This is a genomic window from Bradyrhizobium sp. Bra78 (assembly GCF_024519855.1).
In the GTDB taxonomy this organism is placed as follows: domain Bacteria; phylum Pseudomonadota; class Alphaproteobacteria; order Rhizobiales; family Xanthobacteraceae; genus Bradyrhizobium; species Bradyrhizobium japonicum_G.
In genome coordinates this window covers 492,374-512,395 of record NZ_JALJRE010000002.1, presented here as the reverse complement: position 1 = coordinate 512,395, position 20,022 = coordinate 492,374, and the positions used below count along the sequence as shown (strand labels likewise).

Here is a 20,022-nt window from a genome sequence, read left to right as displayed (position 1 = left end):
GAGGGCCTTTGCCCCTCTGAATCCCGTCCAAAAGACCTTGCTCTCGGCCAAAATCCTGCCGAGGAACCGGGCAAGGCAGGAACCCTTCCGCTGGTGCCCGGGTTAACCACTCTGGCCCACGGGTTGCACCTGCATACCCGTAATCGGCCCAGCGGGTTGGCTTTGGCCCAAGCTTTGGTGTAAAGCTGCGCGGAGTGTGGCTTTTTGTTAGCCTTGCGTGGGCACTGATTACCGACGACAAGCGCTTCAAACTGCTAATGAAATTGGTTGGGACGGACGAAGCCGATCTAAGTGACAGGGATCACAGAGACTGAACCGGAGCGCACTTAAGCTCACCTAAGCTTGAAGACGGGGCATTGCCCCATGCAGGTGGCTCCGACGGTTTAAGGACTCGCGCTGCGCCGATATTGTGCAAACCCATCGCGCACCGGAACGATCTTTCCGGCGCTGACAAATTGGAAATCGCCGTGAACGCATACAGTAAAACGCCGCTTCTCGACACCATCCGGACGCCGGACGACCTGCGCAAGCTCAAGGTCGAGCAGGTTCGCCAGGTCGCCGACGAGCTGCGGCAGGAGACCATCGATGCCGTCTCGGTGACCGGCGGTCACTTCGGCGCGGGCCTCGGCGTGGTCGAGCTCACCACCGCGATCCATTACGTCTTCGACACTCCGCGCGACCGGCTGATCTGGGACGTCGGCCATCAGGCCTATCCGCACAAGATCCTCACCGGCCGGCGCGACCGCATCCGCACCCTGCGCACCGGCGGCGGCCTGTCCGGCTTCACCAAGCGCAGCGAGAGCGATTACGATCCGTTCGGCGCCGCGCATTCCTCGACCTCGATCTCCGCCGGCCTCGGCATGGCGGTCGCGCGCGACCTCGCAGGCGGCAAGAACAACGTTATCGCAGTCATCGGTGACGGCGCGATGTCGGCGGGCATGGCCTATGAGGCCATGAACAATGCCGGTGCGATGAACTCGCGCCTGATCGTCATCCTCAACGACAACGACATGTCGATCGCGCCGCCGGTCGGCGCCATGAGCGCCTATCTGTCGCGGCTCTATTCCGGCAAGACCTATCGCACGCTGCGCGATGTGGCCAAGCAGATCAACCAGCGCCTGCCCAAGATCCTCGCCAACCGCGCCAACCGCGTCGAGGAATACTCCCGCGGCTTCATGATGGACGGCGGCACGCTGTTCGAGGAGCTCGGCTTCTATTACGTCGGCCCGATCGACGGCCACAACCTCGACCATCTCCTGCCCGTGCTGAAGAACGTTCGCGACATGGAAACCGGCCCGATCCTGGTCCACGTCGTGACCCAGAAGGGCAAGGGCTATGGCCCGGCGGAAGCCTCCGCCGACAAGTACCACGCCGTCGTCAAGTTCGACGTCGCGACCGGCACCCAGGCCAAGTCCAAGCCGAATGCGCCGGCCTACCAGAACGTGTTCGGCCAGAGCCTCGTCAAGGAAGCGGAGAAGGACGACAAGATCGTCGCCATCACCGCGGCGATGCCGTCCGGCACCGGCGTCGACATCTTCAACAAGGCCTTCCCGGACCGCACCTTCGACGTCGGTATCGCCGAACAGCACGCGGTGACGTTTGCCGCCGGTCTCGCGACCGAAGGGTACAAGCCGTTCTGTGCGATCTACTCGACTTTCCTCCAGCGCGGCTACGACCAGATCGTGCATGACGTCGCGATCCAGAACCTGCCCGTGCGCTTCGCCATCGACCGCGCCGGCCTGGTCGGCGCCGACGGCGCGACGCATGCCGGCTCGTTCGACAACGCCTATCTCGGCTGTCTGCCGAACATGGTGATCATGGCCGCGGCCGACGAAGCCGAGCTCGTGCACATGGTGGCGACCCAGGTCGCGATCAACGACCGTCCGAGCTCGCTGCGCTATCCGCGCGGTGAAGGCCGCGGCATCGAGATGCCCGAGGTCGGCATTCCGCTCGAGATCGGCAAGGGCCGCGTGATCCGCCAGGGCAACAAGATCGCCCTGCTCTCCTTCGGCACACGCCTGGCCGAATGCGAGAAGGCGGCCGACGAGCTCGCCGCCCATGGCCTCTCGACGACGATCGCGGATGCGCGCTTCATGAAGCCGCTGGACACCGAGCTGGTGCTCAAGCTCGCCCGTGACCACGAGATCCTGATCACGATCGAGGAAGGCTCGGTCGGCGGTTTCGGCTCGCACGTCGCGCAATTCCTGACCGATCAGGGTGCGCTCGACAGCGGCATGGTGCGCTTCCGCTCCATGGTGCTGCCCGACGTGTTCCAGGACCACGACACGCCGGCCGCGATGTACGGCCGCGCCGGTCTCGACGCCAAGGGCATCGTCGCCAAGGTGTTCGAGGCGCTCGGCAAGGACGTCAAGACCGAGACGGTCAAGCTCGCCTGATCTGATCGTCGATCGGATACCCCTCGCCTCTCCCTCCGGGAGAGGCGTTGTACTGTGCCGCGGTGCCTGGTCGGCGGATCGCTCTCCCGACAATCCGGCTGGCGGGCGCCAATGTGTTCCGGCCGGGTGCGACCGAGATCGGCCGACGTCCGATACGATCTCGCCGCGTGTGCGACTTGATCCTTCGGAGAACCGATGTCCCCTGCCCGCAAGCGCGCCGATGTTCTGCTGGTCGAGCGCGGCCTGTTCGAGAGCCGGGCGCGGGCGCGCGCGGCGATCGAGGCCGGGCTCGTCACGGCCGATGACAAGCAGGTCGCAAAACCGTCGGAGACCATCGCCGAGGACGCCGTGATCCAGGCCGAGCCTGCGCACCCCTATGTCTCCCGCGGCGGCGTCAAGCTCGCCGGCGCACTGGAGCGCTATCCGATCGAAATCGAGGACCATGTCTGCCTCGACGTCGGCGCCTCCACCGGCGGCTTCACCGAGGTACTGCTCACGAACGGCGCCAGCCTTGTGTTCGCCATCGATGTCGGCACCAGCCAGTTGCATCCGTCGTTGCGCGACCATCCCAAGATCGTGTCGATGGAAGAAACCGACATCCGCGCTTATGACGGCAAGCGCCTGCCGGCGCGACCCGACGTCGTCGTCATCGACGTCAGCTTCATCTCGCTCAAGGCGGTGCTGCCCGTGGCACTGTCGCTGGCGGCCGCGCCGATGAGCCTGCTGGCGCTGATCAAGCCGCAATTCGAGGCGGACCGAAAGCACAACAAGAAGGGCATCATTCGCGACGCCGCCGTGCACCAGCAGATCTGCGACGACATCGCCGCCTTTGCAGCCTCGCTCGGCTGCACCGATATCGAGGTGTTCCCGTCGCTGATCACCGGCGGCGACGGCAATATCGAATTCTTCCTGGGCGCGCGCCGTGGTTGAGCGTGTCAGGATCGACCACGTCGGCCATCGCGGCGACGGCGTCTCGCTCAGGGCGGGCGATGCGGTCTACGTGCCCTACACGCTCGGCGGCGAGACCGTCGAGGTCGACCACGTCCCGGGCAACCATCCCGACCGCCGCAAGCTGCTCGCGGTAGACGTCGCCAGCCCCGAACGCATCGCACCGTTCTGTCCGCATTTTGGCGTTTGTGGCGGCTGCGCGATCCAGCACTGGGCAACCGAACCGTACCAGGCCTGGAAGCGCGGCATCGTGGTCGAGACGCTGGCCCAGGCCGGCATCGACTGCGAGGTGGCGCCGCTGGTGGACGCCCATGGTACGGGGCGCAGGCGCGTCACGCTGCACGGCCGCTTCGGCTCGCACGACGTGCTCAAGGTCGGTTTCTCGGCGGCGAGTTCGCACGACGTCATCCCGATTCATCGCTGCCCGATCCTCGATCCCGGGCTCGACGGCGTGCTCGATGCCGCCTGGGCGCTCGCCGAGCTGCTGTCGTCCAAAATGTCGGTGACCAAGCCGCTGGACATCCAGGTCACCGCCACCATCAACGGCCTCGACATCGACGTACGCGGCTCCGGTCCGCTGCCGACGCCGCTGGTCACGGCACTGTCGCGCGTCGCCGAGCAGCATCGCCTGGCGCGGCTGACGCGGCATGGCGAGCTGGTGCTGCAACGCCTGCTGCCGACGGTCAGGATGGGCCGGGCGGAGGTGACGCTGCCGCCGGGCTCGTTCCTGCAGGCGACCGTTGCCGGCGAAGAGACGCTTGCCACGCTCGTCGCCGAACGCATCGGCAAGGCCAAGAAGGTGCTGGACCTCTTCTGCGGCGCCGGCCCGTTTGCGCTCCGGCTCGCCGAGAAAGCCCGCGTCACCGCCTATGACAACGACGCCGCCGCCATCGCAGCGCTGGCGAAGGCCGCGCGCACGCCCGGCCTCAAGCCGATCAAATGCGAGCCGCGCGATCTGTTCCGCCGCCCCCTGGTGCCGCCGGAGCTGCGCGACTTCGACGCCGTGGTGTTCGATCCGCCGCGCCAGGGCGCCCAGGCGCAGGCGCTGAAACTCGCCGCGAGCAAGGTTCCTGTGGTGATCGCGGTCTCCTGCAACGTCGCAACCTTCGCCCGCGATGCGCGGCTCTTGATCGATGGCGGCTACAGGATCGACACCGTCGTGCCGGTCGACCAGTTCCGGCACACGCCGCATGTCGAGCTGGTGGCGCGGTTTACGCGCTAGCCGAGGCACTCCGGACCTTGACGTCGGTCAAGCCTCCGGGTCTGCGGCGGCGCTAGAAGCGTCGTGCGGAATTGCCGCGGAGCGGATGATGACGATTGACCGGCGACAACTCATGGCGGCCGCGCTCGGGCTTTCCACAGCGGCACTCACCGGCCGGCCCGCGGCAGCGACGACAATGAGCTACAAGGAGGCCGTGCAAGCGTCGCGGGCGCCGCTGCGCGCGACGCCGAGAGATCGCGAGCTCGTACGCTTTGCGACACTCGCCGCCAACAGCCACAACACCCAGCCCTGGATCTTCTCTGCAGGCGGCAATGACATCGTGATTGCGCCCGACTTCGCGCGCCGCTGTCCGGCGGTCGATCCGGACGATCACCACCTTTTCGTCAGCCTCGGCTGCGCCGTGGAGAACCTCGTCCTCGCGGCATCGACGCTGGGCTGGCGCGCAAACCCGATCGTCGACGGCGACCGGATCGTGATCGCACTCGAACAGGCCCCGCCTGCCGCATCGGCGCTCGCGGACGCGATTCCGCTCAGGCAATGCACCCGTGCAACCTTCGACGGCCGCGCGGCCGGGCCCGACGCGTTGCGCCAGCTCGAGAATGCCTGTCGCGAGCCGAATGTCTCGGCGATCCTGCTGACCGAACGCGCCGCGATCGCGAAGGTCGCCGACTATGTGCTCGCAGGCAACTCCGCGCAAATGCGCGACGAGGCCTTCATGCGCGAGCTCGTGAGCTGGATGCGCTTCAACGAGACGGATGCGGTCGCAACCATGGACGGGTTGTTCTCGCGGGCCTCGGGAAATCCGTCCCTGCCGGCATGGATCGCGCGCCCGCTGCTGAGGTTCTTCTTCACCGAAAGCGGCGAGAACGGGAAATACCGCGCCGAGCTCGACAGCTCGGCGGGCGTCGTCGTGCTTGCCGCCGATCGCGGCGACCCGCCGCACTGGATTGCGGTCGGCCGTGCCTGTCAGCGGTTCGGCCTGCAGGCGACCGCGCTCGGGCTCAAATATTCCTTCCTCAACCAGCCGGTCGAGGTGGCGGCGCTCAGGCCGCAATTCGCGACCTCGCTCGGCCTCGGCGATCGGCGTCCCGATGTCATCATGCGCTTCGGAGCCGGGCCGGATCTGCCGAAATCGCTCCGGCGCGCCCCGGAGCAGGTGATGCGCTGATGACGTTGCGGATCATGGCGGCTGCCGGCCTTTATTTTCTGATCGTCTTCGGCGCGGGATTTCTGCTGGGGCCAATCCGCGTGTTCTTGCTGGAGCCGCGCATCGGGTCACTCGGAGCCGTGCTATGCGAGACACCGTTCCTGCTGGCCGCCATCCTCGTCGCCGCACGGATGGCGCCGCGTGCGGTGCGGCTCGAGCCCCGGACACGCGCCCTGCTCGGCGTCGGAGCGACCGCGCTTGCCATGCAGCAGATCGCGGACGTCGTCGTCGGTGTGGCGCTTCGCGGAATCGGCCTGCGCGAACAGATCGCTCGCTTCGTGACGGCCGAAGGCGCGATCTATGCGTCGCTGCTGCTCCTGTTCGCGATCATGCCGGAGCTGGCGCACCGGAATCCCGGCTAGCCCATGTTGCCGTTCACCGAATACCAATTCCTCGCAATTTTCGCTAGCTACAACCAGGCGATCTGGCCGGCACAGGTGCTGGCCTATCTGCTTGGCGGCACGGCGCTGGTCCTGCTCGTTGCGCCCAACCGCTGGTCGGATCGTGTCATCGCAGCGATCCTTGCCGTCATGTGGGCTTGGACCGGCGTGGCTTATCACCTGGTGTTCTTCGCAACGATCAACAAGGCGGCCATTTTGTTTGGCGCGCTCTTTGTGCTTCAGGCGGCTGCGCTGATCCATGCAGGACTGGTGCAGCACCGTGTCATGTTCCGCTTTCGCTGCCATCTGGCTGGCTGGATCGGACTATTCTTCGTGACCTATTCTGCGCTGCTGTATCCACTGATCGGCCTGATCACAGGACATTCCTGGCCCGAACTGCCCATGTTCGGAGTGACGCCGTGCCCGGTCACGATCTTCACATTCGGCATGCTGCTGCTCACGCGCGGGACCCTTCCTGCCGGCCTGCTTATAATCCCCGTGATCTGGTCGCTGATCGGCGGCAGCGCGGCAATTCTTCTGCGCGTGCCGCAGGATTGGCTGCTCCTTGCCAGCGGCTTAATGACAGTGGCTCTGATTTTGATCGATCGCGCGACGGGACGGTCCGCCCAGGCGACACACTTTCCGGGGGCATGCTCCAGACGCCATCCGGCCGCCGCGCGACATAACCGTCCCTTGAGGAACTGGTGGCGCGGTTCAGCCGATAGCTAGCGGCGAAGTCCGCCCAACGCCGGCGACTCGCCGGGCAGCATCGACGAGTTGATGTCGCTGTCCATGCGTCCCGACTGCTGCTGGGCGAACCCGGCCCCGAACGACAGGCTGAGGTTGGAGGTCGGCTTGAATTCGACACCGGCAAACCCGCCATAGCCCGGTGCGGTGCCGGAGGTGAGCGGCGCAAGCGAACTGCCAATCCCGTTGCCGTATTTCAGCGTGTCGAAACCGGCAAAGAAGGTGACGGGCATGCCGCCCGCGGTCTTGGTGTTGTAACCGAACTGCGTGCTGTCATAAGAGAGCGCGCTGAAATTGCCGGCGGGCGCGCTCTGGCTGAGGCCGCTCAAACCAAGGGTGCCGCGCTGGCTTCCGACAAAGAAGCCCGGGCGAAAATCGTAGCCGCCAGCATCGCCGGCATTGAAGCTTGGAAAGTTGCCGTAGCCGTCGGCGCTCTGGACAACACTGCCGCCAAAGCCGAATGGTCCGCCCGGGATCCAATATTGCAGAGGCGCCACTTGTGCTCGTACCGGAGCTGCGCCGAGGCAAAGCACCGCCAAGAGAGCGACAAGAGTGCAGGAACGTGCAAGGCCGGGCATTCGGGTAACCGTCTGGAAAGCCCGCAAATTATACGCCCCGGATCGCGCAAATGCCAGCGATGCGACGCCGCCGATCACGCCATGGGGTTCCAGGATTCACCTCTTCCTGACGCATTGAACCTCCCTCGTTCCGGATTGACCCATTTACAGGACGCGCAAGCCCAGACCGTCGCTTTGACCGCGACGGCTTGAAGACGTCCTGCAACGCGCAGTTGCGCAAGACCTTTGAAAATGCCCGACATTGCACGGAGGCTGTCATGGAGGTCAATTCCGACAGGTTGAATGCCTTTATGGGCAAGATGATCACCGAGGTCGGGGCGGCGATGAACGCATCGCTGCTCCTGCTGGGCGACAAGCTCGGCCTCTACCGCGCCCTCGCCGGCAAGGGGCCTATGAATTCCGCCGAGCTGGCGAGCGCCACCGGAACGAACGAACGCTACGTCCGCGAATGGCTGGCGAGCCAGGCGGCTTCCGGTTACGTGGAGTACGACTCCGCTTCCGGCAAGTTCTCGATGCTCCCGGAGCAGGCGATGGCGCTTGCCGACGAGAACAGCCCGGTGTTTCTCGGCGCGGTCGGCAATGTCATCGCCGCGGCGTTTCTCGACGAGCCGAAGATTACGGACGCATTCAAGAGCGGCAAGGGCGTCGGCTGGAATCGCCGCAGCGAGTGCCTGTTCTGCGGCACCGCCCGCTTCTTCCGCACCGGCTACATGCATAACCTGGTACAGGCGTGGCTGCCCGCGCTCGACGGCGTCGTGGACAAGCTGAAGCGCGGCGCCAAGGTCGCCGACGTCGGCTGCGGGCACGGCGTCTCGACCCGGCTGATGGCGGAAGCCTTCCCGAACTCCCGCTTCTACGGCTTCGACTATCACGAGGGCTCGATCGAGGCCGCGCGAAAGGCGGCCACTGAAGCAAAGCTGGGCGACCGGGTCAGCTTCGCTGTTCACTCGGCCAAGACCTATCCGGCCGAAGGCTACGATCTCGTCTGCTTCTTCGATTGCCTGCACGACATGGGCGATCCGGTCGGCGCCATCAGCCACGTGCGCGAAGCCATGGCCAAGGACGGCACCTGCATGCTGGTCGAGCCGTTCGCGGGCGACCGCCTCGAAGACAATCTCAATCCGGTCGGCCGCGTCTACTATGCGGCGTCGACCATGATCTGCACGCCGGCCTCGCTCGACCAGGAGGTCGGCCTCGCGCTGGGCGCACAAGCCGGCGAAGCAAGGCTGTGCAAGGTCGTGCGCGAGGGCGGCCTGACGCGTTTCCGCCGCGCCGCCGAAACGCCTTTCAACCTGATCCTGGAGGCACGGATCTGATCTTCCTCATGCCGGCGCGAGCCTGCGGCATACGGCCATGCCAATGCCGGAAAGATTCTGGAATGCTTCGCTGCGCTCGCAACGACGGTGTGCGGCGGCGCTGACCTCATATCGCAGCGACGGCCGTGAGGCCCCTACGCCGTCTTGTCCACCGAGGACGACGAATCCGCCGGCGGATATTTCGTCACCGGCACCATGAAGGACTTGGTGCCGACCTGGTAGATGATCTTGCCGTTCTGTCCGTCGTCGGTCGCGATCTGCGTCTGGCCGAACATGATGACGTTCTTGTAGACGTATCCGGTGCCCTGACGGGTGATGCCGTCGGTGGTGACGCTGACCTGCGCTTCTTTGCCATCGACGGAGAGCACCTTGAAGCTCGCGCTCTTGCCGTTGTCGCTGGAATAGCCGCCCCAGCTTCCCATCAGGCGGCTGTCGGAGGCCGGCGGCGCCTGCTTCTCGAGATTGGCGGTCTGCTTGCCGGCGCCCCCGAAGGAGAACAGGAGCACCATGTTCTTGCCGTCCTTGGTGCCGACCGTGACCCCGCCAAAGGTGATGAGCGTGCCGCTGACCTGGGCAAAGCCGCGCTCGGTGTGTCCGTTGTGGGTATACTCGACCTGCGCCCGGTTACCGCGGATGTTCACGACCTTGAAGCCGACGGGCTGATTATTGCCAACCCAATTGCCCTTCCAGTCACCGAGCAGGGAGCTCTGGTGATACAGCCGCTCGTTGGCGGGAGCGATCTGGCTGGTGCTCGAGGTGACGATGGCCATCGGGTTGCTCGGCGGATTGGTCTGACGGGCCCGCTTCGTTCGCGCGCCGACAGCGACGTCAGAACATTATCCGGAAACAATTGGAAACAACCGATTAGGGCCACGCGACAGTTAACGCGCAGTTAAGATCTTACGGGGCGGGATCGGGCAAAAGGTCTCATTGGAGGTGGGCGTTCAGCGCCCCCAGCGGTCCGACCAGATCTTCTCGCCGATCATGCAGCTCACGCGCGGCTCCTTTTCCTTCTCCGCAACGTGCATCACGGGGCGCTCCGGCGTGCGGCCGGCGACCTCCATCAGCAGCTTGGTGCGGATTGCTTCCTTGAACTTGTCGCGATCTTTGATCGTGATCACGAAGGAACCGGGGCCGCCGGTGACGCAATCCTCGTAGTAGTAGTCGAGATTGTCGATATCCATGGTCGAATAGGACGGCTCCTTGACCATGATCGGCAGGCCGTTGATGACGATGCCCTTCTCGATCGCGGCGTCGCGCGCCACCGTGACCGGGCCGCCATTGTTGTTGGGACCATCGCCGGAAATATCGATCACGCGGCGCAGGCCGCGATAGGGGTCCTCATCGAACAGCGGCATCGCGAAATTGATCGCGCCGGAGATCGAGGTGCGCGAGGCGCGCCGGATCGGCGTCTTCATGATTTCGGCGGCGACGGCGTCCGCCGTCTCGGGCCCGTCGATCAGCCGCCAGGGAATGATGATCTTCTGGTCGGTCGAAGCGGCCCACTCGAAATAGGTCACGGCGATCCGGCCGTTCGGACCCAGCTTCAGCGCCTGCAGGAATTCCTTCGACTGGATCGCCTGCGCATAGCCTTCGCGCTGGATCGCGAGCTCATCCATGTCCATCGAGTAGGACACGTCGACCGCGAGGATCAGTTCGACATCGACCGTCTGCGCGTCCCGGTCGGCCGCCAGCCGTCGCGGATGAATCTTGGGCGGCTCGGATCCAGGCGAACCAAACCTGGGTCCTGGTGCCGCGATGCCCGCAACATCCCCTCCGGCGAACATGCCGGTCAACAGCACAGCCCCGATCGAGAACAGCAAGCGCATCGCAGCCTCCCGTCGTATGACGCGATGGTGACATGCAATCTCCTTGCCGCAAAGTGCGAAGATCGCTTGCGCTTCACATTCCAGTTAAGCTGTGCGAGCTGAGAATCTTGCGAGACAGGATTTGCGAGTCGGGACTGGCGCGCTTTGCGCAAAGCTGCCGTCATGTTGCCGCGCTTGCGCCGCTGGAACACACGCGCCGTCCGGCCCCGCCGTGCCGCGGCTCGTGTGGCGCTCCCGGAATGACGAGCCATTGGACAGAGCGTCCCGCCCACTTGTCCGGCGCGATTTCCATGCTAGGCTGGCCGCACAGATGGGGATGGAGTCCCCCGACAACCGCCCGGCGGCCTCCGGCTGTAATGGGCTGATGACTCCTGCTTGAGGAGAGGCAATCTTTTGGGCCTCTGCCTTCGGCGGGAGCATGGACGAACCCGCCAATGGCGGGTTTTTTGTTGCCTGGAAGAAGGCCAGGAGAGGGTCAGGACGTGAAGGTCAAGGAGAAGTCCAAGGCGTGACGACGACACCGAATGCTGCGCGTGCGGGGCTGCCCAGAGGGATCTGGGTGCTCGGCTTCGTCTCGATGCTGATGGATATCTCCTCCGAGATGATCCATGCGCTGCTGCCGGTCTATCTGGTCACCGTGCTCGGCGCCTCCACGCTCACCGTCGGCTTCATCGAGGGCATTGCCGAGGCGACCGCCTCGATCACGAAGATCTTCTCCGGCGCGCTGTCGGACTGGCTCGGCCGGCGCAAGCTGCTCGCCGCGCTCGGCTACGGGCTGGCCGCGCTGACAAAACCGTTGTTTCCGCTTGCTCCAAGCGTCGGATGGCTGATTGCCGCCCGCTTCATCGACCGCGTCGGCAAGGGCATTCGCGGCGCCCCGCGCGATGCGCTGATCGCCGATATCGCACCCATCGGCCTGCGCGGCGCGAGCTTCGGGCTGCGACAGTCGCTCGACACCATCGGCGCGTTCGTCGGTCCGCTCGTGGCGATCGGCCTGATGTGGTGGACGGCGGACAATTTTACGATCGTGTTCTGGGTGGCAGTGCTGCCAGCGTTCCTGTCGTTCGGACTGGTCACATTTGCGGTGAGCGAGCCGGATCCGGACCCGCGCCGGGAGCCGTCGAGCAATCCGCTGAACGCCGTCGCGATGCGGCAGCTCGGATCGGTGTACTGGCGTGTCGTCGCGGTTGGAATCGTCTTCACGCTGGCGCGCTTCAGCGAGGCCTTTCTGATCCTGCGCGCGCAGAACATCGGGCTCAACGCGATGTGGGTGCCGGCCGTGTTGGTGCTGATGAACGTCGTCTACGCGCTGTCGGCCTATCCGGCCGGCGTGCTCTCGGACCGGATCAACCGCACCGGCCTGCTCGCGCTCGGCCTTGTCCTCCTCGCCGGCGCCGATCTTGCGCTTGCGCTGCTGCCCAATCTCGCGGGCCTCGCGCTTGGCGTCGTATTGTGGGGGCTGCATATGGGATTGACGCAAGGCCTGCTCTCGGCCCTCGTCGCCGACGCAGCACCGCCGAGCTTGCGCGGCACCGCGTTCGGCTATTTCAACCTGTTCACCGGCCTTGCCTTGCTGGCCGCAAGCGTGATCGCCGGCGCGCTGTGGGATGCCTATGGTCCGGCCGCAACGTTCCTGGCCGGGCTCGGCTTCGCACTGGTCGCGCTCGTGGGACTCTTCGCCGTCGGCAACGGGCTCGCAGCGGAGCAAATGAGATGACGGAGGACTGTTCGTCGTGCTGAGCGGAGTGATTGCGATCGCGATCGGCAGCGTCCTTGGCGGCTGTGCGCGCTATTTCGTCTCCGGCGCGATCGCGCGGCGGATGGGCGAGACCTTTCCTTGGGGAACCATGACCATCAACGTCACCGGCGCCTTCCTGATCGGCATTTTTGGCGCGCTGGCGACCCACCCCGGGTCGGTGTTCGCCGCGCCCGATCCCTGGCTGTTCGCGGTCACCGGCTTCCTCGGCTGCTACACCACGGTGTCCTCATTCAGCCTGCAGACGCTCACCCTGGCGCGCAACGGCGAGCCGATGCATGCGCTCGGCAATATCGTGTTCTCGGTCGGACTGTGTCTTGCCGCTGTGAGCTGCGGTTTCCTCCTTGCTGACAGCCTTGGAGGATAGACGCAGATGAACGCTCCCTCCTCCGCCGAGCGCTGGCACAGTGCGACGCTCTATGCCTGGGTTGCAGCCGGCAGCATCGCCGGCGGGCTGACGCGCTATCTGGTCGGGCTCGCGCTCGATACCGGTCCGGGCTTTCCCTTCGCGACGCTCTTCATCAACGCCACGGGATCGCTGATCATCGGCTTCTATGCGGCGCTGACCGGTCCCGACGGCCGTGTGCTGGCCAGTCCCGGGCACCGGCAGTTCGTGATGACCGGCTTCTGCGGCGGCTACACCACCTTCTCGACCTTCAGCCTGGAGACCTTCCGCCTGCTCCATGGCGGCCTGAAATACACGGCGCTGGCCTATATCGCGGCGTCGGTCGTCTGCTGGCTGGTATCGGTGTGGGCAGGCCATATGATGGCAAGCCGCTACAACCGCTTGAAAAGGAGCTGACCATGCAAATCCCCAATCAGGCTGTCTCGCTCCGGATCTTCATCGGCGAGAGCGACCATTTCGACGGCAAGCCGCTCTATGAAGCCATCGTGATGACGGCACGCGAGCGGCATCTGGCAGGCGCCACCGTGCTGCGCGGACCGATGGGGTTTGGCAAGTCGAGCCGGCTGCACACATCGAAGATCCTGCGGCTGTCAGAAGACCTGCCGCTGCTGATCGAGATCGTCGACAGTGAGGACAACATCAACGCATTCCTGCCCATCCTGGACGGCATGATGTCGAGCGGGCTGATCACCTTGGAGAAGGTGCAGGTCCTGCAATATGGTGAGAAGACCGGAGGCTGAGCGCTCCGGCCGAACCCCGAGCCCGCCGTGTCCAGGAGGCGGAATGAACGACACCGTCACCAAGCCGAAAACCAGGACCAAGACCAAGGTCGAGCGGCCGAAGCTGCACAAGGTCATCCTGATCAACGACGATTTCACGCCGCGTGAATTCGTCACCATGATCCTGAAGGCCGAATTCCGCATGACCGAGGATCAGGCCTACAAGGTCATGATCACCGCGCACAAGCTGGGCGCCTGCGTGGTCGCCGTGTTCACCAGGGACGTCGCCGAGACCAAGGCGACCCGCGCCACCGACGCCGGCCGGGCCAAGGGCTATCCGCTGTTGTTCACGACGGAGCCGGAGGAATGAGGCGCGCCGTCTTTCGTTTCCAGCCCGATTTGCCCGCCGAATAAGGTATCTATTGGCCGCCAGGAAGCGCATGGTGAGCCATCACCGGCTCATCCCGGCCTCCAACGGTGACTGAGAGATTCTCGCGCTCCCGCCCACATGCGGAGCTCCCGTGCGAAACACCACCAAGACAAGCATCCCGCTCAGCGATCGTCTTGCCCAATTGGCAGACGAAGCCCGCCGCCGCGCAGAGATCGCGCCACCCGGAGCCCAGCGCGAAGCGCTTCTCAAGGCAGCGCAGTTGAGCGAAACCGCCTCGCACATTCATAACTGGATCAGCCCGCCTCGCCCGAAAGTGCCAAGGTAGCGGCAAAGCCAACCCTGGACGGCGGTCTCTTCATGTCGAGCGACCACCGGCCACGGTCGGCATCCGCCGACAGATGCGACCTCGAATATAAGTTGCATATAATGAACGATATTTCGGTTTGGCCGTTGTAGCAGCACTCCCCAAACGAAGCGGGGGCAGACAACAGCCAAAGCGGCCCCCGAATGATGAAATCTCTTATCGCGTTCGCGATGTTCTTCCTCCTCGGAGCGTCCGTGATTGTGTTGCCCGGCTTTGCTCCCGAAGTGAAGGCGCGCGAGACAGTCGCTCTGGCAAAAGCGGATCGGCTCGCAATCCATCCTGTTGTCCGGAATTGCTCCGGCCAAGTCTGGCCGGACTTCAAAGCATCGTGCCTGCGCAGAAGTGGGTCGGATGTCAGAGTTCATGACGCTCGTTTGGTGACTGCGCGCCGCTAGACCAACAATTGCAAGGCGCCGACCGGGCTTGTCGGCCGATGCAGGAAAGTGGTGCACAGATGTCAACGATTCCAACGTCCTCGCCGAACGTTCTCGTCGTCGAAGACGAGATGATACTGCGCATGCGCGCGGTCGATATCGTGGAGGATGCAGGATTCCACCCCGTGGAGGCCGTCAACGCCGACGAAGCAATCGCGATCCTCGAGTCGCGATCGGACATCTCGCTTCTGTTCAGCGACATCCAAATGCCCGGCAGCATGGACGGCCTGAAGCTGGCCCACGCGGTGCACGATCGCTGGCCTGCCATCAAGATCGTGCTGGTGTCCGGCCAGGTAAAGCCGTCTGAAGCCGAAGCGCCGGCAGACAGCCGCTTCTTTCGCAAGCCGCTCGCTGTCGAAGAAATGATCTCTCAGTTGCAGGGAATGATCGGGGCGGGCGCGTTGAAGATCGTCCCGAGCGCAACCACGGCCTCCGGGGAAGACCTCGAGGTGGTTCGATCGCCGCAGGAATCGATTCTGGTCGCGGAAAACGACAATCTCCGCCTCTTGCTGGAACAGGCCGACACCGACGCCAAGCTGCTGCTCGCTCAAGCGGGCATCGAAGCCCAGGAGCGCCAGGCTGCCGACAAGCTGCAAAAGCTCATTCTCGGAGAACTGCATCATCGCATCAAGAATACGCTTGCGACGGTGAGCGCAATCGCAGCCCAGAGCTTCCGGGCCGCAATCAATCTGGAGCAGGGGCAAAAGGCCATGGACGGCCGCTTGCTGGCGTTGGGGCGTGCCCACGACCTGTTGATCCAGGTCAGCTGGGCAAATGCGAGCCTCACCCATACCCTGAGCGGCGCCACCGATCCCTTTGACGTTCAGGGGGGCAGACGATTCCATTTCAATGGACCGGACCTCAGGATCACATCCGGTGCCGTGATAGCGCTCGCGATGACATTCAACGAGCTCTGCACCAACACGACGAAATTCGGCGCACTGTCCAATTCCTCCGGCCATGTCGAGATCGCATGGACCGTAGACGAGATCGAGCAGAGGCTGCGGCTGAAGTGGAGCGAAAGCGGCGGACCCGCAGTGACGCCGCCGACCCGGCGGAGCTACGGCACCCGGATGATCGAGTCACTCGGCCAGCAACTGAACGGGCAGGTGCGCCTCGCCTATGAAGCGTCCGGATTTGTCTATCAGTTGGATGTACCGCTGAGGTCGGTGATGGCGAGTGGCACCTGAAATTCTGCCGACCGGTTTGGCGGCGGCCGACTTCCGGGGACTACCTCAGGCCATCACCACCGGCGTTTCCTCCGCCAGTCCGTAGACGCGCTGCGCCTTGGAAAAGCCCGCGATCGGGAATTCGCCGAGCTCGCGCCAGCCGCCGTTGCAGACGCTGGCAAAGCCCTCGGACGCCACGACGGTCCGTCCCGTCCGGCCTGCGATCTTCTCCAGCCTTGCCGCGAGATTGACCGCAGGACCGATGCAGGTGAAATCGAGGCGATTGCCGCCGCCGATATTGCCGTAGAGGATGTTGCCGACGTGGAGCGCGACGCCGAAGCGGAAGCGCTCGACGACGTCGCCGACGGGATAGGCGAGCGCCTCGACGCTGGCGCGGGACTCCCGCGCCGCCTCCAGCACGCGCGAGCAGACATGGGCGGCGTCGCCGACATATTCGTCGATCGGGAACACCGCGAGCAGGCCGTCGCCCATGAATTTCAGCACCTCGCCGCCATGGCCCCGGATCGCGGTGACCTGGCAGTCGAAATAATGGTTGAGGATCTCGACCACGGTCTCGGCCGGCAGCCGGTCCGACAACGCGGTGAAGCCGCGCAGGTCGGAGAGCCAGATCGCCGCCTGCATGGTGTCGTTGTGGCCGCGGCGGATCTGGCCGCCGAGGATGCGCGCGCCGGCGCGGTTGCCGACATAGGTGTCGAGCAGCATCTCGGCGGTGCGGCGCAGGCTGATGATCTCGCTGACGCGCGCGAGCGGCGCCACGAGGGTCCGGATCGCCGCGATGTCGTCTTCGCTGAAACCGCCGGGACGCCGCGTGACCCAGCTCGTCGCGTGGATCGAGCCGTCGAGATAGGGCATCGGCACCGCGAAATAGTCGGTCACGCCTTCGGCGCGCATGTCGTCGAGGAACGGAAACCGCTTGCTGTCCGGATCGTCCATCCGCCCCCGGACCTCCAGTCCCTCCTCGAACACGATCCGCAGCGGGCTGCGTGCGAATTCAGGCGTCTCGAGGATCTCGAAATCGACGGTGCCGATCTCGACCTTCTGCCCCTCCCGCCAGACGAAATTGCGGCCGAAGATTTCCGGATGCAGCGTGCGGATGAAGATGCCGAACCGCCACAGCGGGAGGCCGGCCGCGACCAGATGCTCGCAGACCTCGGCGATCATCTCGGAGGGTGTCCCCGACGACCTCGCGCCGTCGATCAGCCAGTTGGTGATGCGCTGGATCTCGGAGTTTTGCATGTCCGCATTTGCGGACGAAGTTGTGGGATCGTCAAGCTGCGCGGTGGGCTAGTACCGCGACACGACCGCTCGCCCTGCCCTACCGCCCAACCTGCCCGCGGTCGCGCAGGAAGTGATCGGCCAGCACGCAGGCCATCATGGCTTCGCCGACGGGAACGGCGCGGATGCCGACGCAGGGGTCGTGGCGGCCTTTGGTGAATATCTCGGTGTCGGCGCCCTTGCGATCCACCGTCAGACGCGGCTGCAGGATCGACGAGGTCGGCTTCACCGCGAAGCGCACCACCACCGGCTGCCCGGTGGAGATGCCGCCCAGCACGCCGCCGGCATGGTTGGACAGAAAGCGCGTGCCGTCATTGCCGGTACGCATCTCGTCGGCGTTCTCCTCGCCGGTGAGCTCGGCCGCGCCGAAGCCGGCACCGATCTCGACGCCCTTCACCGCATTGATGCTCATCATTGCGGATGCAAGCTCGGCGTCGAGCTTGGCGTAGATCGGCGCGCCCAGTCCTGCCGGCACGCCGTCGGCGACGATCTCGAGCACCGCGCCGATCGAGGAGCCGCTCTTGCGGATACCGTCGAGATAGGTCTCGAAGAAGGCGGCCTTGTCCTTGTCCGGACAGAAGAACGGATTTTTCGCAATCTCGTCCCAGTCCCATTTGTCGCGATCGATCTTGTGCGGGCCCATCTGCACCAGCGCACCGCGTACCTTTACATCGGGCAGCACCTTTCGCGCGATCGCACCGGCGGCGACGCGCGTCGCGGTCTCGCGCGCGGAGGAGCGGCCGCCGCCGCGATAATCGCGCAGGCCGTATTTGGCCTCATAGGTGAAGTCGGCATGACCCGGGCGAAACTTGTCCTTGATCTCGGAATAGTCCTTCGAGCGCTGGTCGGTGTTCTCGATCAGGAGCCCGATCGGCGTGCCTGTCGTCACCTGCACGCCGGTCTCCGGATGCGCCATCACGCCGGACAGGATTTTGACCTGGTCCGGCTCCTGGCGCTGGGTGGTGAAGCGCGACTGGCCGGGCCGGCGGCGATCGAGATCGCCCTGGATGTCGGCTTCAGTCAGCGGGATCATCGGCGGACAGCCGTCGACCACGCAGCCGATCGCCACCCCGTGGCTCTCGCCGAAGGTGGTGACGCGGAACATGTGACCGAAGGTGTTGAAGGACATCGCTGCTCGCTGGCTCGGTTCCGGCGTGTGGTAACGCGCGGGGGGCCGGGGGTCAAACCCGCCGCTCCGGACGGCGGCGGCCCGCCTTAACTATACTTCTCCAGCCGTCCGTCGCGAAACACGTAGACAGCGCCCTGCTCGATATAGAGCTCGGCGGCGCTCGCCGGCGTCTCCAGGCCGAGCGAGACCATCAGGGCCCGGCAGGTGCCGCCATGGGCGACGGCGACGGTGTCGGTCCGGAGCTGGTCGTACCAGGCGCGGACGCGGACCTGCACATCAGCGTAGGTCTCCCCGCCCGCGGGACCCACTGTCCATTTGTCGGCGAGGCGCCGGGCGTAGACATCGGGATCGGAGGCCTCGCTCTCGGCCAGAGTGAGCCCTTCCCAGGTGCCGTAGCCGATCTCGCGCAGGCGATCATCGAGCGCGTAGCCGGCCACCGGCAGCTCGAGCTTGCCGCGGGCGAGCTCCATGGTCATGCGCGCACGGCCGAGTGGGCTCGACACGTAGGGAAGCCCCGCCTTGTCGCGGCCGTTGCGCTTGAACAGATCGGCGAGAATGCCGCCAGCCTGCACGGCCTGGCCGCGGCCGCGCGCGTTCAGCGGAATGTCCTTGGTGCCCTGAAGCCTCCCGAGCGCATTCCACTCGGTCTCGCCGTGGCGAAGATAATAGATCGTGGGCACGGCCATTCCAGATAAAGGCTAGCTCTGTTGTTTGAGCATGATCTGATCGGAAATCCGGTTCCCACTTTTCCGGATCATGCTCTATCCACCAAGCGGGATATCCGGCGCGTCCGGGCGCTTCATGCCCAGCACGTGGTAGCCGGAATCGACGTGATGCACCTCGCCGGTGACGCCGCGCGATAGATCGGAGAGGAGGTACAGCGCACTGCCGCCGACGTCCTCCGTCGACACGTTGCGCCGCAGCGGCGCGTTGGCCTCGTTCCACTTCAGGATATAGCGGAAATCGCCAATGCCGGACGCCGCGAGCGTCTTGATCGGCCCGGCCGAGATGGCGTTGACGCGAATGTCCTTCTCGCCGAGATCGGCGGCGAGATAGCGCACGCTGGCCTCCAGCGCCGCCTTGGCGACGCCCATCACGTTGTAATGCGGCATCCACTTCTCGGCGCCGTAATAGCTGAGCGTGATCAGTGAGCCACCGTCGGTCATCAGCTTCTCGGCGCGCTGCGCCACCGCCGTGAACGAGTAGCAGGAGATCAGCATCGATTTGGAAAAATTCTCCTGCGTGGTGTCGACGTAGCGGCCGTCGAGCTGCTCGCCATAGGCGATCGCGTGCACCAGGAAATCGATCTTGCCCCATTTCTCCTGCAGCACCGCGAAGGCGGCATCGATGCTGGCAGCATCGGTCACATCGCAATGGCCGAGCACGAGGCCGCCGATCTCGGCGGCGAGCGGCTCGACGCGCTTCTTCAGCGCGTCGCCCTGATAGGTGAAGGCGAGCTCGGCGCCGGCCGCGTGGCATGCCTTGGCGATGCCCCAGGCGATCGAGCGGTTGTTGGCAACGCCGAGGATCACCCCCCGCTTGCCTTGCATCAGTCCCGAATTCTGCGCCATTTCCTAACGTCCCGTCGAGCTGGGTCAAGGTCTGGAGGTACACCAGCCCTCCCTTGCGGTATAGTCCTAATACGCGGCGTTAACGCTGTTTCGAGCGCCGGAATAGCTGTTCCGCTCGGGTGTTATGATCGTTGTGGCGCTCGCGCCGAACATCAGGACGTCAA

Annotated in this window: 20 protein-coding genes and 1 riboswitch; of the genes, 13 read left to right on the top strand and 7 right to left on the bottom strand. The window is 65.0% G+C overall.

What is annotated here, in order from left to right; all coding sequences use genetic code 11:
- The first annotated feature begins 467 nt into the window (after positions 1 to 467).
- From dxs to OC450_RS06360, 6 genes are all read left to right on the top strand, one after another.
- Positions 468 to 2,396 carry a 1-deoxy-D-xylulose-5-phosphate synthase gene (gene dxs / locus OC450_RS06385; protein WP_211382519.1) on the top strand — a complete coding sequence of 643 codons (1,929 nt, stop codon included), beginning with the start codon at positions 468 to 470 and terminating at the stop codon, positions 2,394 to 2,396.
- Between the two features lie 195 nt (positions 2,397 to 2,591).
- On the top strand, positions 2,592 to 3,326 hold the full coding sequence (locus OC450_RS06380) for a TlyA family RNA methyltransferase (protein WP_262047476.1): 735 nt from the start codon (positions 2,592 to 2,594) through the stop codon (positions 3,324 to 3,326).
- A complete protein-coding gene (locus tag OC450_RS06375) occupies positions 3,319 to 4,566 on the top strand; it encodes a class I SAM-dependent RNA methyltransferase (protein ID WP_262047475.1) in 1,248 nt (415 codons plus the stop codon). The genes OC450_RS06380 and OC450_RS06375 overlap by 8 nt, the downstream gene beginning before the upstream one ends.
- Before the next feature lie 88 nt (positions 4,567 to 4,654).
- The gene (locus OC450_RS06370) at positions 4,655 to 5,734 is read left to right on the top strand and encodes an Acg family FMN-binding oxidoreductase (RefSeq protein WP_262047474.1); all 1,080 of its coding nucleotides are present in this window, start codon (positions 4,655 to 4,657) and stop codon (positions 5,732 to 5,734) included.
- Positions 5,734 to 6,135: a hypothetical protein gene (locus OC450_RS06365; RefSeq protein WP_262047473.1), complete on the top strand. Its 402-nt coding sequence runs from the start codon at positions 5,734 to 5,736 to the stop codon at positions 6,133 to 6,135. Before OC450_RS06370 ends, OC450_RS06365 begins: the two co-directional genes overlap by 1 nt.
- A gap of 3 nt (positions 6,136 to 6,138) precedes the next feature.
- A complete protein-coding gene (locus tag OC450_RS06360) occupies positions 6,139 to 6,882 on the top strand; it encodes a DUF6064 family protein (RefSeq protein WP_262047472.1) in 744 nt (247 codons plus the stop codon).
- On the opposite strand, the gene OC450_RS06355 is transcribed toward OC450_RS06360, so the two are convergent.
- Positions 6,879 to 7,478: a hypothetical protein gene (locus tag OC450_RS06355; protein WP_262047471.1), complete on the bottom strand. Its 600-nt coding sequence runs from the start codon at positions 7,476 to 7,478 to the stop codon at positions 6,879 to 6,881. The genes OC450_RS06360 and OC450_RS06355 overlap by 4 nt on opposite strands.
- A gap of 257 nt (positions 7,479 to 7,735) precedes the next feature.
- Between OC450_RS06355 and OC450_RS06350 the strand changes: the two genes are divergently transcribed.
- Entirely contained in the window at positions 7,736 to 8,794 is a 1,059-nt protein-coding gene (locus OC450_RS06350) for a class I SAM-dependent methyltransferase (protein ID WP_262047470.1), read from the top strand.
- Between the two features lie 134 nt (positions 8,795 to 8,928).
- On the opposite strand, the gene OC450_RS06345 is transcribed toward OC450_RS06350, so the two are convergent.
- Together OC450_RS06345 and OC450_RS06340 are read right to left on the bottom strand one after the other, a co-directional pair.
- Positions 8,929 to 9,564, bottom strand: a complete 636-nt coding sequence (locus OC450_RS06345; protein WP_262047469.1) for a hypothetical protein — start codon at positions 9,562 to 9,564, stop codon at positions 8,929 to 8,931.
- Between the two features lie 174 nt (positions 9,565 to 9,738).
- The gene (locus OC450_RS06340; protein ID WP_211382510.1) at positions 9,739 to 10,623 is read right to left on the bottom strand and encodes a DUF1194 domain-containing protein; all 885 of its coding nucleotides are present in this window, start codon (positions 10,621 to 10,623) and stop codon (positions 9,739 to 9,741) included.
- Between the two features lie 303 nt (positions 10,624 to 10,926).
- A riboswitch (Fluoride riboswitch) is annotated at positions 10,927 to 11,004 on the top strand.
- A gap of 37 nt (positions 11,005 to 11,041) precedes the next feature.
- Here OC450_RS06340 and OC450_RS06335 point away from each other — a divergent pair.
- The 6 genes from OC450_RS06335 (at position 11,042) to OC450_RS06305 (ending at position 15,883) form a co-directional block, all read left to right on the top strand.
- Entirely contained in the window at positions 11,042 to 12,340 is a 1,299-nt protein-coding gene (locus tag OC450_RS06335; RefSeq protein WP_315986378.1) for an MFS transporter, read from the top strand.
- Positions 12,341 to 12,356: 16 nt separating this feature from the next.
- Positions 12,357 to 12,746, top strand: a complete 390-nt coding sequence (crcB, locus tag OC450_RS06330) for a fluoride efflux transporter CrcB (protein ID WP_372703047.1) — start codon at positions 12,357 to 12,359, stop codon at positions 12,744 to 12,746.
- 6 nt (positions 12,747 to 12,752) lie between these two features.
- Positions 12,753 to 13,181, top strand: coding sequence for a fluoride efflux transporter CrcB (gene crcB, locus OC450_RS06325; protein WP_211382509.1), 429 nt, complete (start codon positions 12,753 to 12,755; stop codon positions 13,179 to 13,181).
- 2 nt (positions 13,182 to 13,183) lie between these two features.
- The gene (locus OC450_RS06320) at positions 13,184 to 13,525 is read left to right on the top strand and encodes a DUF190 domain-containing protein (RefSeq protein WP_262047468.1); all 342 of its coding nucleotides are present in this window, start codon (positions 13,184 to 13,186) and stop codon (positions 13,523 to 13,525) included.
- Between the two features lie 43 nt (positions 13,526 to 13,568).
- Positions 13,569 to 13,874: an ATP-dependent Clp protease adapter ClpS gene (clpS, locus tag OC450_RS06315; RefSeq protein WP_014497217.1), complete on the top strand. Its 306-nt coding sequence runs from the start codon at positions 13,569 to 13,571 to the stop codon at positions 13,872 to 13,874.
- Positions 13,875 to 14,692: 818 nt separating this feature from the next.
- Entirely contained in the window at positions 14,693 to 15,883 is a 1,191-nt protein-coding gene (locus OC450_RS06305; protein WP_315986377.1) for a sensor histidine kinase, read from the top strand.
- Between the two features lie 45 nt (positions 15,884 to 15,928).
- Here OC450_RS06305 and OC450_RS06300 read toward each other — a convergent pair whose 3' ends face one another.
- The 4 genes from OC450_RS06300 to fabI all read right to left on the bottom strand — a co-directional run bounded on the left by OC450_RS06300 (position 15,929) and on the right by fabI (position 19,858).
- Complete coding sequence (locus tag OC450_RS06300; protein WP_211382506.1) at positions 15,929 to 17,119, bottom strand: adenylate/guanylate cyclase domain-containing protein; 1,191 nt, start codon at positions 17,117 to 17,119, stop codon at positions 15,929 to 15,931.
- 79 nt (positions 17,120 to 17,198) lie between these two features.
- Positions 17,199 to 18,287, bottom strand: coding sequence for a chorismate synthase (gene aroC, locus OC450_RS06295; protein ID WP_211382505.1), 1,089 nt, complete (start codon positions 18,285 to 18,287; stop codon positions 17,199 to 17,201).
- Positions 18,288 to 18,373: 86 nt separating this feature from the next.
- Positions 18,374 to 18,973 (bottom strand): histidine phosphatase family protein, encoded by a 600-nt coding sequence (locus OC450_RS06290; protein WP_211382504.1) that lies wholly within the window; start codon positions 18,971 to 18,973, stop codon positions 18,374 to 18,376.
- Between the two features lie 75 nt (positions 18,974 to 19,048).
- Complete coding sequence (gene fabI / locus OC450_RS06285) at positions 19,049 to 19,858, bottom strand: enoyl-ACP reductase FabI (protein ID WP_211382503.1); 810 nt, start codon at positions 19,856 to 19,858, stop codon at positions 19,049 to 19,051.
- Between the last annotated feature and the right edge of the window lie 164 nt (positions 19,859 to 20,022).

Coding starts and splice junctions, on each gene's coding strand:
- OC450_RS06380 (WP_262047476.1), top strand. CDS start 2,592: ATGTCCCCTGCCCGCAAGCGCGCCGATGTTCTGCTGGTCGAGCGCGGC.
- OC450_RS06370 (WP_262047474.1), top strand. CDS start 4,655: ATGACGATTGACCGGCGACAACTCATGGCGGCCGCGCTCGGGCTTTCC.
- OC450_RS06365 (WP_262047473.1), top strand. CDS start 5,734: ATGACGTTGCGGATCATGGCGGCTGCCGGCCTTTATTTTCTGATCGTC.
- OC450_RS06360 (WP_262047472.1), top strand. CDS start 6,139: ATGTTGCCGTTCACCGAATACCAATTCCTCGCAATTTTCGCTAGCTAC.
- OC450_RS06355 (WP_262047471.1), bottom strand. CDS start 7,478: ATGCCCGGCCTTGCACGTTCCTGCACTCTTGTCGCTCTCTTGGCGGTG.
- OC450_RS06350 (WP_262047470.1), top strand. CDS start 7,736: ATGGAGGTCAATTCCGACAGGTTGAATGCCTTTATGGGCAAGATGATC.
- OC450_RS06345 (WP_262047469.1), bottom strand. CDS start 9,564: ATGGCCATCGTCACCTCGAGCACCAGCCAGATCGCTCCCGCCAACGAG.
- OC450_RS06340 (WP_211382510.1), bottom strand. CDS start 10,623: ATGCGCTTGCTGTTCTCGATCGGGGCTGTGCTGTTGACCGGCATGTTC.
- OC450_RS06335 (WP_315986378.1), top strand. CDS start 11,042: ATGGACGAACCCGCCAATGGCGGGTTTTTTGTTGCCTGGAAGAAGGCC.
- crcB (WP_211382509.1), top strand. CDS start 12,753: ATGAACGCTCCCTCCTCCGCCGAGCGCTGGCACAGTGCGACGCTCTAT.
- OC450_RS06320 (WP_262047468.1), top strand. CDS start 13,184: ATGCAAATCCCCAATCAGGCTGTCTCGCTCCGGATCTTCATCGGCGAG.
- clpS (WP_014497217.1), top strand. CDS start 13,569: ATGAACGACACCGTCACCAAGCCGAAAACCAGGACCAAGACCAAGGTC.
- OC450_RS06305 (WP_315986377.1), top strand. CDS start 14,693: ATGCAGGAAAGTGGTGCACAGATGTCAACGATTCCAACGTCCTCGCCG.
- OC450_RS06300 (WP_211382506.1), bottom strand. CDS start 17,119: ATGCAAAACTCCGAGATCCAGCGCATCACCAACTGGCTGATCGACGGC.
- aroC (WP_211382505.1), bottom strand. CDS start 18,287: ATGTCCTTCAACACCTTCGGTCACATGTTCCGCGTCACCACCTTCGGC.
- OC450_RS06290 (WP_211382504.1), bottom strand. CDS start 18,973: ATGGCCGTGCCCACGATCTATTATCTTCGCCACGGCGAGACCGAGTGG.
- fabI (WP_211382503.1), bottom strand. CDS start 19,858: ATGGCGCAGAATTCGGGACTGATGCAAGGCAAGCGGGGGGTGATCCTC.